11 protein-coding genes are annotated in these 13,406 nt (G+C 29.6%); 6 read left to right on the top strand and 5 right to left on the bottom strand.

Annotated features, from left to right (window positions below; all coding sequences use genetic code 11):
- Positions 1 to 87 precede the first annotated feature (87 nt).
- The 3 genes from trpD to BLV71_RS10740 all read right to left on the bottom strand — a co-directional run bounded on the left by trpD (position 88) and on the right by BLV71_RS10740 (position 3,126).
- A complete protein-coding gene (trpD, locus tag BLV71_RS10750; protein WP_093870550.1) occupies positions 88 to 1,077 on the bottom strand; it encodes an anthranilate phosphoribosyltransferase in 990 nt (329 codons plus the stop codon).
- Positions 1,077 to 1,652: an anthranilate synthase component II gene (locus tag BLV71_RS10745; RefSeq protein ID WP_093870549.1), complete on the bottom strand. Its 576-nt coding sequence runs from the start codon at positions 1,650 to 1,652 to the stop codon at positions 1,077 to 1,079. Before BLV71_RS10745 ends, trpD begins: the two co-directional genes overlap by 1 nt.
- 82 nt (positions 1,653 to 1,734) lie before the next feature.
- On the bottom strand, positions 1,735 to 3,126 hold the full coding sequence (locus BLV71_RS10740) for an anthranilate synthase component I family protein (RefSeq protein ID WP_093870548.1): 1,392 nt from the start codon (positions 3,124 to 3,126) through the stop codon (positions 1,735 to 1,737).
- Between the two features lie 422 nt (positions 3,127 to 3,548).
- Here BLV71_RS10740 and asnB point away from each other — a divergent pair, with 422 nt between their 5' ends.
- On the top strand, positions 3,549 to 5,210 hold the full coding sequence (asnB, locus tag BLV71_RS10735) for an asparagine synthase B (RefSeq protein WP_093870547.1): 1,662 nt from the start codon (positions 3,549 to 3,551) through the stop codon (positions 5,208 to 5,210).
- 47 nt (positions 5,211 to 5,257) lie between these two features.
- On the opposite strand, the gene BLV71_RS10730 is transcribed toward asnB, so the two are convergent.
- Positions 5,258 to 6,223 carry a hypothetical protein gene (locus tag BLV71_RS10730; RefSeq protein WP_093872009.1) on the bottom strand — a complete coding sequence of 322 codons (966 nt, stop codon included), beginning with the start codon at positions 6,221 to 6,223 and terminating at the stop codon, positions 5,258 to 5,260.
- A 113-nt stretch (positions 6,224 to 6,336) separates the two neighbouring features.
- On the opposite strand from BLV71_RS10730, the gene BLV71_RS10725 reads away from it, so the two are divergent.
- Both BLV71_RS10725 and BLV71_RS10720 read left to right on the top strand, forming a co-directional pair.
- Positions 6,337 to 6,951: an outer membrane beta-barrel protein gene (locus tag BLV71_RS10725; RefSeq protein ID WP_093870546.1), complete on the top strand. Its 615-nt coding sequence runs from the start codon at positions 6,337 to 6,339 to the stop codon at positions 6,949 to 6,951.
- A gap of 1 nt (position 6,952) precedes the next feature.
- Entirely contained in the window at positions 6,953 to 7,606 is a 654-nt protein-coding gene (locus BLV71_RS10720; RefSeq protein WP_143032778.1) for an LA_2272 family surface repeat-containing protein, read from the top strand.
- A 54-nt stretch (positions 7,607 to 7,660) separates the two neighbouring features.
- On the opposite strand, the gene BLV71_RS10715 is transcribed toward BLV71_RS10720, so the two are convergent.
- Complete coding sequence (locus BLV71_RS10715; protein WP_093870544.1) at positions 7,661 to 8,830, bottom strand: DUF3103 family protein; 1,170 nt, start codon at positions 8,828 to 8,830, stop codon at positions 7,661 to 7,663.
- A gap of 496 nt (positions 8,831 to 9,326) precedes the next feature.
- Between BLV71_RS10715 and gyrB the strand changes: the two genes are divergently transcribed.
- The 3 genes from gyrB (at position 9,327) to BLV71_RS10700 (ending at position 13,313) form a co-directional block, all read left to right on the top strand.
- On the top strand, positions 9,327 to 11,264 hold the full coding sequence (gyrB, locus tag BLV71_RS10710) for a DNA topoisomerase (ATP-hydrolyzing) subunit B (protein WP_093870543.1): 1,938 nt from the start codon (positions 9,327 to 9,329) through the stop codon (positions 11,262 to 11,264).
- A gap of 144 nt (positions 11,265 to 11,408) precedes the next feature.
- Positions 11,409 to 12,449: a DUF6588 family protein gene (locus tag BLV71_RS10705; RefSeq protein WP_093870542.1), complete on the top strand. Its 1,041-nt coding sequence runs from the start codon at positions 11,409 to 11,411 to the stop codon at positions 12,447 to 12,449.
- Positions 12,450 to 12,563: 114 nt separating this feature from the next.
- Positions 12,564 to 13,313 (top strand): hypothetical protein, encoded by a 750-nt coding sequence (locus BLV71_RS10700; protein WP_093870541.1) that lies wholly within the window; start codon positions 12,564 to 12,566, stop codon positions 13,311 to 13,313.
- The last annotated feature ends 93 nt before the right edge of the window (positions 13,314 to 13,406 follow it).

Here is a 13,406-nt window from a genome sequence, read left to right as displayed (position 1 = left end):
ACTTTTTTCTTTCTGTCAAATCAAACATAGTTATCGTCTAATTATACTCTCTTTTCTAAATTTCAAATGACATTTTATATTTATATCCTAACTTCTAATTAATATATTTAAACATTCTTTTGCTTTACCTCCCATCAATGAACTCTTTGCCTCTTCAAAAGCATCCTCGAAACTTTTTTTATCATCAACTATAGTCAATGCAAAAGCAGCATTAGTTAAAACCACATTATTTTGTGCTACTGTTCCTTCTCCATTTAAAATGGCTTTAAATATTTTTGCTGCTGCCTCAACAGAATCACCTCCATAAATATCTGATTGTAATAATGTGTTCTGATTTAAATCTTGAGGGGTTATTAACTCTTCTCCTTTTTTGGTAAAGAGTTTAAACCCTCCTGTTAATGATACTTCATCATATCCATCTAATGCATGAACAATTCCATAGTTTGTACCTTCTTCTTGTAAAATATAATTATACAAACGAGCCACTTCTAAATTAAAAGTTCCTAATAATTGATTTTGTGGCGAACTTGGATTTACTAATGGCCCAAGCATATTAAAAAATGTTTTTAACTTCAATGCTTTTCTTACTGGACTAACCGCCTTCATTGCCGGATGAAACTTTGGAGCATGTAAAAAACAAATATTCGCTTTTTCTAAATGAGACTTCAATATTGCCTCATTATTTGTAAATTCATAGCCAAAACTTTCCAGCATATCAGATGATCCTGATGTGGAAGAAACTGAATAATTACCATGCTTAGCTACTTTTTGTCCTGTACCTGCTACTACAAATGATGTTAAAGTAGAAATGTTAAAAGTATCTTTTCCATCTCCACCAGTACCTACAATATCAATAGTATTATAATCTGATAAATCTACTTTTATAGCTAATTCTAATAATGCTTCTCTAAAACCTGCTAATTCATTAACGGTAATTGGACGCATCATAAAAACAGTTAAAAAAGAAGCTAAATGTGCTTCATTATAGTTTTCTTTAGCTATTGCAATAAGTACCTCTTTAGCCTGCTGCTTAGATAAACGTTTATGCTGATATAATTCGTTTAATATTTCCTTCATTACTGTACGTTTTCTAAAAAGTTTCTTACAATTTGTTCTCCTACTTCTGTTAAAATTGACTCAGGATGAAACTGAACCGCAGAAACATTAAACTCTTTATGTTGAATAGCTTGAATTTCTCCTTCTTCATCAACAGCTGTGATAGCTATCGTTCGTGGAAAATTTTCTTTAGAAGCAATCCAAGAATGGTACCTAGCTGCTTCAAATTTTTCTGAAATACCTTTAAAAATAGTTGCTTTTGAATCAACTACTTTCATTTCAGTTGCAACACCATGAAATACTTCTCCCATGTTCTCTATTTGACCTCCAAAAACTTCTGTTATTGCTTGTAACCCCAAACACACCCCAAAAATTGGTATTCTTCCTGCATAAGTAGCTATAACTTCTTTTAAAATACCAGCTTCATTTGGTATTCCTGGTCCAGGAGATAATATAATTACATTATATTTTTCAATGTCTTTAATTGTTATTTCATCATTACGATACACATCTGGTAACTGCCCTGTAATATCTTCCACCATATGTACTAAATTATAGGTAAACGAATCGTAATTATCTAATATTAATATCTTCATAATCTGAGTATTAAAAGTAGAGATAGTAGTATAAAGAAAATAATTAAACTTCTTTTAAAAATACTAACATCTCATTTATATTTTATATTTCTTCTGCTAACAGTAACGCCTTCTTCAACGCCGCTAATTTATTATTTACTTCTTGTAGTTCATTTTCCTCATTTGAATGAATTACAATTCCTGCTCCAGCTTGGAAATACAATACATTTTGTTTACTTACAAATGAACGTATTGCAATAGCTAAATTCACAGAACCATTTAAACCTATAATACCAACTGCTCCTCCATAAAATCCACGTGATTGATTTTCATAAGTATCAATTAATTGCATTGCTTTATATTTAGGCGCTCCACTCAATGTTCCTGCAGGAAATGTATCTCCAACTATTTTAATTGGGTTTCCTTTTATTTTTCCTTGTACTGTAGATACTAAATGGATAACATGGCTAAAATATTGTACTTCTTTAAAAACATCTACTTTAACATTATCTGCATGCTTACTTAAATCATTTCGAGCTAAATCTACTAACATTACGTGTTCAGCAGTTTCTTTTTTATCTTCAGATAATTTTTTACCAAGCTTAATATCTTCGGCCATATCTCCTGTTCTTCTAAAAGTTCCTGCTATTGGATTTATAATAGCTTTCCCTTCATTAATCTTAATTTGTGCTTCTGGAGAAGACCCCATTAACTTAAAGCTTCCATAATCAAAATAAAACAAATATGGTGATGGATTAATAGATCGTAAAGCTCTATATACATTAAACTCATCTCCTTTAAATTTTTGTTGGAATTGTCGTGATAATACTAATTGAAAAACATCTCCTCTTTTACAATGTGCTTTTGCTTTTCTTACATACTCTTTAAAATCTTCATTGGTACAGTTTGAAGTTTCTTCACCATCTATCTTAAAATCCTGAGTATTAAATGCTTGAGATTTTATTATCGTTTCTATTTCTTGTATTCTTGACGTCTCACTTTCTTTTACATTCTCAATTAATATCATTTCATCATTAAAATGATTGATTGCTATAATAAATTTATAGAAACTATACTGCATCATTGGAATTGCAGAAGGAGCGTCTTTTACATTTAATTTAATTGTTTCAAAATACTGAACACTATCATAAGTAGTATACCCATATAATCCATTAAATGATTTTATAGTATCATCACATTTTAAGTTAATCGTTTCTGTAAACTGATTAAATAAATTATTAAAATTTCCGTCAATGGGTTCGCTACTTACTTCTTTTCCCTTTAAAGAAACAGAAAACTTATTTTTATTAGCTTTCATAGTAATTAAAGGCTCCACACATATAAAAGAATAACTTTCTTCTTTACTATGATAATCAGAACTTTCTAATAACAATGTATTTGAGTATTTATCTCTTAATCTTAAATACAGTCCTACTGGTGTAACCGTATCTGCTAATTGTTTTTTAGATATAGTAGTATATTCTGTTTGTTTCATTTTTACTTGTGTTGTTAAAAACAAAAAAGGCTTATCTCACGATAAGCCTTTTTTAATTTATATTTTACATATACAGGTTATTGCCCACTTAATTTGAGTTAAGAGAGTTCCACCACCATATGTTATTTTGTATTGTCATGATATGGCAAATTTATAATACATTTTTAATAATCCAAATTTTTATTTCAATTTATTTTTATAAAACTATAAAAAAACAATTTTTAAAATCTAAAAACCAAACAAAAGTTACATTTTAAAACAAAAAATATCAAATATTTAAAAATATAAAACCATATTAATCAATTTAGTTTTAAAAAATAAAGTTTATCACGTTGTTTGTATCATCAATTAAAACAATAACTTTTTAAATAGTTATTAATTAGTAGTTAAAGAATATTAAAATATTAAAATGATATAAGATTATGTGTGGAATTGTATGTGCCTTTGATTTAAAAGATAAATCAGAAGTTTTAAGACCTCAGTTATTAGAAATGGCTAAAAAAATTAGGCATCGTGGCCCAGATTGGAGTGGTATTTATAGTGATAATAAAACTATTATGACCCATGAACGTTTAGCTATTGTTGATCCAACATCTGGACAACAACCTTTATTTAGTAAAGATAAAAGATTTGTTTTAGCTGCCAATGGTGAAATATACAACCACAAAGAAATAAAGAAGGAACTAAAAGAGAGTCATGAGTTTTTAACACAATCTGACTGTGAAGTAATTCTTGCATTATATAAAGAAAAAGGTGAACACTTTTTAGATGATTTAAATGGAATTTTTGGTTTTGCCGTATATGATACTGCTACAGATGAATATTTAATAGCTAGAGATCATATGGGAATCATTCCTTTATATATGGGGTGGGATAAAAAGGGAACTTTTTATGTCGCTTCTGAATTAAAAGCCCTTGAAAGCTATTGTAATAAAATAGAAGTTTTTCCTCCAGGACACTATTATACAAGAGAAGGTGGTTTACAACGCTGGTACTCTCGTGATTGGCTAGAATATGAAGCTGTTAAAGATAACCAAACAAGTATTGACGAAATTCGAGACTCTTTAGAAGCTGCTATTCATAGACAATTAATGAGCGACGTACCTTATGGTGTATTACTTTCAGGTGGTTTAGACTCATCAATAACCTCTGCTGTTGCAAAAAAATACGCCTCTAAACGTATAGAATCTGGTGATAAAGATGAAGCTTGGTACCCTCAATTGCATTCTTTTTCTATTGGTTTAGAAGGATCTCCTGACTTAGCCGCTGCTAAAGAGGTTTCTGAACATATTGGTACAATTCATCATGAAGTAACTTTTACTGTTCAAGAAGGACTAGACGCTATTCGTGATGTTATTTACAACTTAGAAACTTACGATATTACAACAATTCGAGCTTCAACTCCTATGTATTTACTTGCCCGTGTAATAAAATCGATGGGAATTAAAATGGTGTTATCTGGCGAAGGTGCCGATGAAATTTTTGGCGGGTACTTATATTTTCATAAAGCTCCTAGTGCTGAAGAATTCCATAAAGAAACAGTTCGTAAGCTAGATAAGCTATATCAGTACGACTGCTTAAGAGCCAACAAAAGTTTAATGGCTTGGGGTATTGAAGGTCGTGTTCCTTTTTTAGATAAAGAATTTATGGATGTTGCCATGCGTATAAACCCTGAAGACAAAATGATTAATGGAGAACGAATGGAAAAATGGGTTTTACGAAAAGCTTTTGAAAGTTATTTACCTGAAAGTGTTGCTTGGAGACAAAAAGAACAATTTTCTGACGGAGTTGGATATAACTGGATTGACAGTTTAAAAGAAGTTGTTGATGCAGCTGTTACTGAAACAATGATGGACAATGCTTCTCATAGGTTTCCTATGCAAACTCCAAGAGCTAAAGAAGAATATTATTACCGTTCTATTTTTGAAGAACATTTTTCTAGTGAAACTGCTGCTTTAACTGTACCATCTGTACCTTCTATTGCTTGTAGCACGCCTACTGCATTAGCTTGGGATGCAAGTTTTCAAAACGTAAATGAACCTAGTGGAAGAGCCATTAAAGCAGTGCATGAAGATGCTTATTAAACAGCATTTTTAGTTGTGTTAAAAACCTCATTTCAATGAGGTTTTTTTTATTCAAAATCTAAAAAGTTTTCAGCTTCTATTAACTTGATAAGAACATTCACCTTTTCCATCATTTTATTATAAAACTGATTCTGTTCTTTTTCTCCTGAAGTATTTAACAGTTTAGAGTGCTTAATTTGTTTTCTAAAATAACTTTGAGCTTCATAACAAGTTTCTTTATCGGTTGTTTTAAAATAAGACAACATTGAATTTGGAACAAATAACATTTGTTTTTCTTTATTAAAAACAAATACATTATTATTCATCAATAAAAGTTCATTATAATATAAGTTAAACACATTTTTTTTTGATACAACTTTTTCAGATAACTCATCTAATAACAGCTTTAATTCATTGCACAACTCTAATGCTATTGAAAAAGATACTTGACCAGCTTTATAATAAAAATAAATCTGCTTTAAAGTACTATTAATTGTAGTAGTATCCCAAATCTCAGAAACATTCACTCCTTGATATATACTTCCTAATTTTTTAGCTTTTTGCATGGTTGATAACTTCGGATAAAAAGCTTTAAAAGGTAAATTTCTAAAACTTTTATCTAACAACTTTAACCAAACATATATTTTAAATCTGCTCAATAAATCTCCTTTCAATAGATGAAAAATAGGTAAATCTTTTGCTGAATAGAATAAATGAAAATCTTTCCGATCTACGATTAATCGAAGTGACTCATAAGAATCTTCAAAATATTGTTCTAAGTTTTTTTCGTTTTTTATTTGAATAGTTTTCTCTACTGAAACATAACTTTTATGAACCTCGCCAATAAGTGAATCAATTGACAACCCAAAATATTTAGCCGCTATAACACTTTCATTTAAAGACATTTTACTTTTTAAACTAGTTCTTCGATGCGCCGCATCATAACTAATGTTTAGTACACCAGAAAGTACCTCATTCAATGACTTTCCATTCAACTTTTCTTTTATTTTCTCAAATAACTTTTCTTGATACATAATATATCTTTTTTTTGTGAAAATCACAAAATAAAACAATTCTAGTTGTGATTTATCTTTCTTAAAAAACATTAATCACAATAAATTTACTTAAAATTATAAATATTAGACTTATGAAAATTAAACTTTTTTATTTATCCTTTATTTTTTTTAGCGTTTGTATAAATGCACAACAACAAAAAAACATTGCCCTTTTAATAGAAACTGGTCTTGAAAAATCTGGTAGTAAAAACAACATAAATGTAGGAATTGGGCTAGAATATTTTGTAAGTAAAAAAAGCTCAATAAACCTTAGACTTAAATATGGTCATGCAAATATACATAGTGAACGCATAAATAATTCTAAAAGTTTCTTCAGTTTAACATCTTCTTACTTCATTTCATACACAAGCTCTATAGTATCTATACCTATAATGTACAAACTCCAAAACAAATTATTTTTTAAAAGAATTGCTTTTAATTTTACAATCGGACCTGCATTAAACTTCACTTTAAATGACAAATACATTAAAACGGAAAATATAAAAAAACACAAAAATGACATTTATATTAATATGGGAATAGGTATGGGGCTATCGTACACTATAAATTCAAAAAATAGTATCTATATAAATGCTGAATATTTTGGTTTTGGTGGTGGAAAAACTGATAGAAAAGGAATTATAGCTACTAGAAGATGGCCAGAAATATCACAAATTAACATTGGTTTTAAATATAAACTTAATTAACATGAAGGTTATTTTTACTATTTTCCTTATTATTTTATTTTTAGTAGGCAATAATACCTACGCTCAAAAAAGAAAATTCAGGCCATTAATAGGAACTCAACATGAAAAAAACTCAGATGTATACGGCCTTTCTTTAGGCTTTTATCCTACTCAGTCAAATTATAAAAATCTTAATAGAACTTATGGCGCTAGACTTGAAATATTCCCATTATCTTTTCTATATTTTTTAGCCTCAAAAGTTCCTGAAATACAAGAAGTAAATCATAAAATATACGGAATAAATTTATCTACTGGCACTTTTCAAGGAATAGATATATATGGTATCTCTACAACATTATTTATGAATAATATTAAACATTCAAATGGCATTTCATTAGCTGGCTTAACAAATTCTATTGAAAAAGGTAACGGTATAATGATAGCTTTTGGGGGAAATGGGATTAAAAAAGGTAATGGCATAATGATTTCAGGCCCTTATGGAGGGTACAGTGAAAATTTTAATGGTATTCAAATTTCTTTCGAGAATTATTCTACAAAAATTAACGGAATTCAAATTGGCTTATTCAATAAAACAAAAAACTTAAAAGGTATACAAATTGGCTTATGGAATAAAAATAAAAAAAGAACACTCCCTTTTATTAATTGGAACTTCTAACAAAAAAACTCCCTGATAAACAGGGAGTTTTTAATTTCAACTAATTCTAATCTATTAATTTGATGCAACAAAAAATGGTGATAAATTCACTCTTGCATTTCCTCTAGCTCCATAATAATTTCTGTAATTTTTATTCTTTTCAATTGTATAAAAAGAATCTACATAATCATCATTATTGGTATACCAACTATCTGGCATTGCTTGTATAATAGCTCCAGCTACTTGCCCTAAAACGTTAACCCAAGGTTGAGTTGAAACTGTTCCTATAATTTGAAAAACACCACTAACTATAGTTGATACTAAACTTTTATAATTTACATTGTCATCCTTTTCAAACAACTGAATATTTGCAGCCTGATACTTATAATCATCCCAAAATAACAATATTTGATTAGGATAATAATCTTTATCTTCATAATCTAAATAATACATAGGTATTATTTTTATTTCAGGCTTGTTATTACCATCTTTTATTCCAGAAGTAATAGCATACACTTCAGCAGCTCCACTAATCCATGGCTCTTCATCATCATTTAATCTTATCTTATCTAATTTAGTCGTCTGTAAACCAGCACTCCTTGAAGAAGTTGCTCTTAAATCTAATTTTGAAGTATCAAATCTATTATTTTGAACACCTTGTTCTCTAAGATACCTATTCATAAACTTAACCTCTTTCTTTAAAGTTTCAAAACCATTCGTTTCAATAACTATAACAGGTCTATTTGGTGCTTCTTTTGGATCTAGATAAACTACTTCTTTATTAATAGTAAAAGCTTCAATTACCTTCCAGTCTTTTTCATTTCCTTTAGGCGCATATGAAAACAATAACTCATCAACATTCATGTCCTTTTTAGGGTTATGTAACCATACCTCTAATATTTCAATTTTATCAGGAGCATTATCTGAATCGGCTTTTTCTTCTAACTTATTAGTTAATGTTGATAACCTGTTAAATGACTCACTTTTTAAAGATAAACCAATAGTTTCATCTAAAATATTAGACATCTTAACACTCGGCTTTTGCCTTGACAACATGTTAAGCGTTTTACTTTTAAAACTCTTATTTTTCATCAAGTCGATAAATTCAAAAGTAACTTCTTTTTTATTTACCGAATTTGACTCCAATAATACCGCTTGGTTTTCAACTAACTCATCTGAAGAGTTACAACTTGTAATTAACAAAGACACTAATAATGTCTTTAATAGAATACGGGGGATTCTCATTTTTAAAAAATTTATTGATTAATATTTATTATTTCAAACAAACATACAAAAAACACAATAAATTATGTTAAAAATGTTAATTTATTAAAAATAAATTAACAAAAACAAAACATACCAATTAATAAACCACTATAAACATCAAAAAGGTTAAAAATATGCAACTTTAATATTACCTTTTATCAGTAATACTTTTTTAATGCTAAAAGCGACTGATTAATATTTTTTCATTGTTTTTAAAATCACAAAATATCGCTCCTAAGAAACTCTTTACTTCTTACACTCACAAAAAAGAACAAAAAAACTTTCTCTTTCAATATAAACCCATTTTTAAAGCTTTTAAGGCATTTTTTTACTATTCACAATTGTTAATATTTTTTAATCAAAACAGCTTAAAAACTTTATTTTAAAGTTAAAAAAATGTAAATTTGTAGAAATCATAATCGCTTCATGCGGTTATTTTTTTGAAAAAATGATACTAATTAATTAACTCAATAATATGAGCGAAGAAAAAAAACATAATTATTCTGCCGATAGCATCCAGGCACTTGAAGGTATGGAGCATGTTCGTATGCGTCCATCCATGTATATTGGAGATGTAGGTGTTAGAGGTTTACATCATTTAGTATATGAAGTAGTAGATAACTCTATTGATGAAGCAATGGGAGGACATTGTGATTCTATTGAAGTTACTATTAATGAAGATAATTCAATAACAACCAAAGATAATGGTCGTGGAATTCCTGTTGGGATTCATAAAAAAGAAGGTGTTTCTGCATTACAAGTTGTAATGACTAAAATTGGAGCTGGAGGAAAGTTTGACAAAGACTCTTACAAGGTTTCTGGTGGTTTACATGGTGTAGGTGTTAGTTGTGTTAACGCTTTATCTGATCATTTAACCGCAACAGTACATAAAGAAGGTAAAATTTGGCAGCAAGAATACGCAAAAGGTAAAACATTGTACCCTGTTAAAACAATTGGGGAAACAGATTTTACTGGAACCATTGTTACTTTTTTACCAGACAAATCAATCTTTGCACAAACAACAGAATACAACTATGATACATTATCAGCTCGTTTACGTGAGCTAGCTTACCTAAACAAAGGTATTACTATCACTTTAACTGATAAACGTAACACAGATGATGAGGGTAATTTTATTAATGAAACATTTCATTCTACTGAAGGGCTCCCTGAATTTATTAAATATTTAGATAGTACTCGTGAGCAATTAACTGCGAACGTTATTTCAATGGAAGGTGAAAAAAATGGAATTCCTGTAGAAGTTGCAATGGTATACAACACTTCTTATGCTGAAAACCTACATTCATATGTAAACAACATTAATACACATGAAGGAGGAACTCATTTATCTGGTTTTCGTCGTGGACTTACTCACACATTAAAGAAATACGCAGATGAATCAGGCTTACTTAAAAATGTAAAGTTCGAAATTTCTGGTGATGACTTTCGTGAAGGATTAACCGCCATAGTTTCTGTAAAAGTTGCAGAGCCTCAATTCGAAGGGCAAACTAAAACGAAATTAGGTAATAGAGAAGTTACTTCTGCAGTATCACAAGCAGTTTCAGAAATGTTAACGGATTATTTAGAAGAAAATCCGAATGACGCTAAAACAATTGTGCAAAAAGTAATTTTAGCAGCTCAAGCTCGTCATGCAGCAAGAAAAGCTCGTGAAATGGTGCAACGTAAAACTGTTATGAGTATTGGCGGTTTACCTGGTAAATTATCAGATTGCTCTGAAACCGATCCTGCAGCTTGTGAAATATTCTTAGTTGAGGGAGATTCGGCAGGAGGAACTGCAAAACAAGGTCGAGACCGTAACTTTCAAGCAATTTTACCGCTTCGTGGAAAAATTTTAAATGTTGAAAAAGCAATGCAACATAAAGTTTTTGAGAATGAAGAAATCAAAAATATGTTTACTGCTTTAGGTATATCTATTGGAACAGAAGAAGACCCTCGTGCTTTAAATTTATCTAAACTACGTTACCACAAAGTAGTGATTATGTGTGATGCCGATGTAGATGGTTCGCATATTGCTACTTTAATATTAACTTTCTTCTTCCGTTACATGCGTGACATGGTGGAACAAGGATACATTTATATAGCTACTCCTCCTTTATACCTAGTTAAAAAAGGTCAAAAAAGAGAATATGCTTGGGACGATAACCAACGTGATTTAATTGTTCAAAAATTAGGTGGCGGTGCTTCTATACAAAGATATAAGGGTCTTGGAGAGATGAATGCTGAACAGTTATGGGATACCACTATGAATCCAGAGTTCAGAACGCTACGTCAAGTTGTTATAGACAGTGGAACTGAGGCTGACAGAGTTTTCTCTATGTTAATGGGAGACGAAGTTCCACCACGTAGAGAATTCATTGAAAAGAATGCAAAGTATGCAAATATTGATGCATAATTTTAAAAATAATCATACAAAAAGCTCTCATACACAATGAGAGCTTTTTTTATATCTAAAACTACCTAATACTAGGTATAATATAATTTAACATATTTTTACTATATTTAAAAGTCACATATACTAATCAAAAACTGTAAAACAATGAAGAAAAGTATTTTAATTTTTATAGCTGTTTTTACCATGATTACAAGTTCTAAAGCTCAAGATGGTTTTGAACAAGCTATTCTAGGTAGTACAAAAGATGCCGGTAACCTAATCCAAGCATATTTCAACCCTGGAATGGAAGGATTAATAAATAGTATGAATAGTGGATGGTATCATACAGCTAAAGTTCATAAAAAATTCGGATTTGATATTACAATAGGTATAAACGCTAGTTTTATTCCTTCAGATAAAGAAACTTTTAACATTCAAAACGCTTTAGGAGCAGGTTCATCTATCACTTCTACTTCAACCTCAGCAGCTACTTTTGCAGGTCCAGATACTCCTACAACATTTACAGTTACCAGAACAATAGATGTAGGTGGAGCAAACCAACAAGTAACAGCTAATTTCGAATTACCTGGAGGAATAATTGGTGATTTACCATTAAAAGCTGTTCCAGCACCTGCTGTACAAGTAGGTTTAGGATTACCTTATAAATTTGAAGTTATGGCTCGATTCTTTCCTGAAACAAAATTTGGTGATGACGGAGCAAAAGTTAGTATGTATGGAATTGGTTTAAAAAAAGAAATCACAAGTTGGTTTGGACCTTTAGATAAACTTCCCTTGCATGTTTCTTTATTAGCTGCTTATTCTAATTTAGATGTAAATTATGGTTTTGGAAATGAAACAACTGGTTCTTTAGAAGTACGAAATGGAATTGGAGAATTTGGTTTATCTGCTTTTTCATTCCAAGCTATTGCTTCTTTAAATTTTCCATTCATAAACATTTTTGGTGGTTTAGGTTATAATTCTGGAAATGCTGATTTAAGAATGAGTGGTACCTTTATCGGTAGTTTTACCTCACTTGGAGGAGAGCAGAAAGTAGCATTAACACCTCCTAGTTTAAAATTTAACTCTAGTAGTTTTAACACTACAATTGGAGCAAGAGTAAGTTTAGGTTTCTTTAAAATTTTTGGAAGTTATTCTTTACAAGAATACAATACAGTAAACGCTGGTATTGCTTTTAGTTTTAGATAAAATCAAAAAACCTACATAACAAGATTAAACCTCATTGAAATTCAATGAGGTTTTTATTTTAACAGTTTTTAACATTTATTAAGTACATTTGCCTTTTAAAAATTTATACTACATATGAAAACAAAAATTTTATTAGTACTTTTTTTTACAAGCTTATTTGGTTTTAGCCAAAAAAAAGAAGAAAAAACAATCAATGGAAAAGATCTATTCGACAAAGTATACAATAGTTACTCTGGAAAAAAGCTATCTATAGTAATCTTAAAAGATGGAACAAAAATAGAAGGTTACAAAAAAGATGTAGATAGAAAGAAGGGACAGATTTATTATATTAAAATTAAAGAAGAAAAGTCTCGTAAAAAATTAAAATTTTATTCTGAAAAGATTAAAGAAATGTACTTATACCCAGGAGGTTTAGAAAAGCTTTCTAAATCTTTCAGGCATGTTTATGACGTAAGACAATGGGAACGTTCTGACCTAGATAACGAAGTTATTAACCAAGGATATATTTATTTTAAAAATCAGAAAGTATCTCTTAAAAACAGGAAAAAGGAAAAAGAATATATGATGCAATTAGTAAACCCTACTTTTAGTAAATATATTGAAGTTTTCGGAGACCCTAAAGCTAAAGAAACAACTAAATTAGGTATGTTTGGTTTTAATGTTGCTGGAGGTCTTGCTAAATCATACTATATAAAAAAGGACGGAGTTATATTTTGGCTTCGTAAAAAAGAATTAAAAGTGAGATACGAAGGTTTATTTGGAGACTGCGAAGAGTTCATGAAAAAGTATCCAGTAAAAGATATTAAATGGCGTTATTTTAGTGAATATATACTTGAATACACCAAAATGAGAGCTAAACAATAAAAAACTAAAACCCATTGAAATATCAATGGGTTTTTCTTTTTTATACTTATACAAATAGCTATTTTTGTGCATCTTATTAATAATTTTCAATAA

The sequence above is a fragment of the Tenacibaculum sp. MAR_2010_89 genome, assembly GCF_900105985.1.
Taxonomy (GTDB): domain Bacteria; phylum Bacteroidota; class Bacteroidia; order Flavobacteriales; family Flavobacteriaceae; genus Polaribacter; species Polaribacter halocynthiae.
Note: the sequence above shows the minus strand (reverse complement) of the source record. Positions and strands in the feature narration are given on the sequence as shown.

What these genes read in the sequence shown, in the direction of transcription:
- BLV71_RS10715 (WP_093870544.1), bottom strand. Translation starts at nt 8,830, where the DNA reads ATGAGAATCCCCCGTATTCTATTAAAGACATTATTAGTGTCTTTGTTA.
- BLV71_RS10740 (WP_093870548.1), bottom strand. Translation starts at nt 3,126, where the DNA reads ATGAAACAAACAGAATATACTACTATATCTAAAAAACAATTAGCAGAT.
- asnB (WP_093870547.1), top strand. Translation starts at nt 3,549, where the DNA reads ATGTGTGGAATTGTATGTGCCTTTGATTTAAAAGATAAATCAGAAGTT.
- BLV71_RS10725 (WP_093870546.1), top strand. Translation starts at nt 6,337, where the DNA reads ATGAAAATTAAACTTTTTTATTTATCCTTTATTTTTTTTAGCGTTTGT.
- trpD (WP_093870550.1), bottom strand. Translation starts at nt 1,077, where the DNA reads ATGAAGGAAATATTAAACGAATTATATCAGCATAAACGTTTATCTAAG.
- BLV71_RS10730 (WP_093872009.1), bottom strand. Translation starts at nt 6,223, where the DNA reads ATGTATCAAGAAAAGTTATTTGAGAAAATAAAAGAAAAGTTGAATGGA.
- BLV71_RS10720 (WP_143032778.1), top strand. Translation starts at nt 6,953, where the DNA reads ATGAAGGTTATTTTTACTATTTTCCTTATTATTTTATTTTTAGTAGGC.
- BLV71_RS10745 (WP_093870549.1), bottom strand. Translation starts at nt 1,652, where the DNA reads ATGAAGATATTAATATTAGATAATTACGATTCGTTTACCTATAATTTA.
- BLV71_RS10705 (WP_093870542.1), top strand. Translation starts at nt 11,409, where the DNA reads ATGAAGAAAAGTATTTTAATTTTTATAGCTGTTTTTACCATGATTACA.
- BLV71_RS10700 (WP_093870541.1), top strand. Translation starts at nt 12,564, where the DNA reads ATGAAAACAAAAATTTTATTAGTACTTTTTTTTACAAGCTTATTTGGT.
- gyrB (WP_093870543.1), top strand. Translation starts at nt 9,327, where the DNA reads ATGAGCGAAGAAAAAAAACATAATTATTCTGCCGATAGCATCCAGGCA.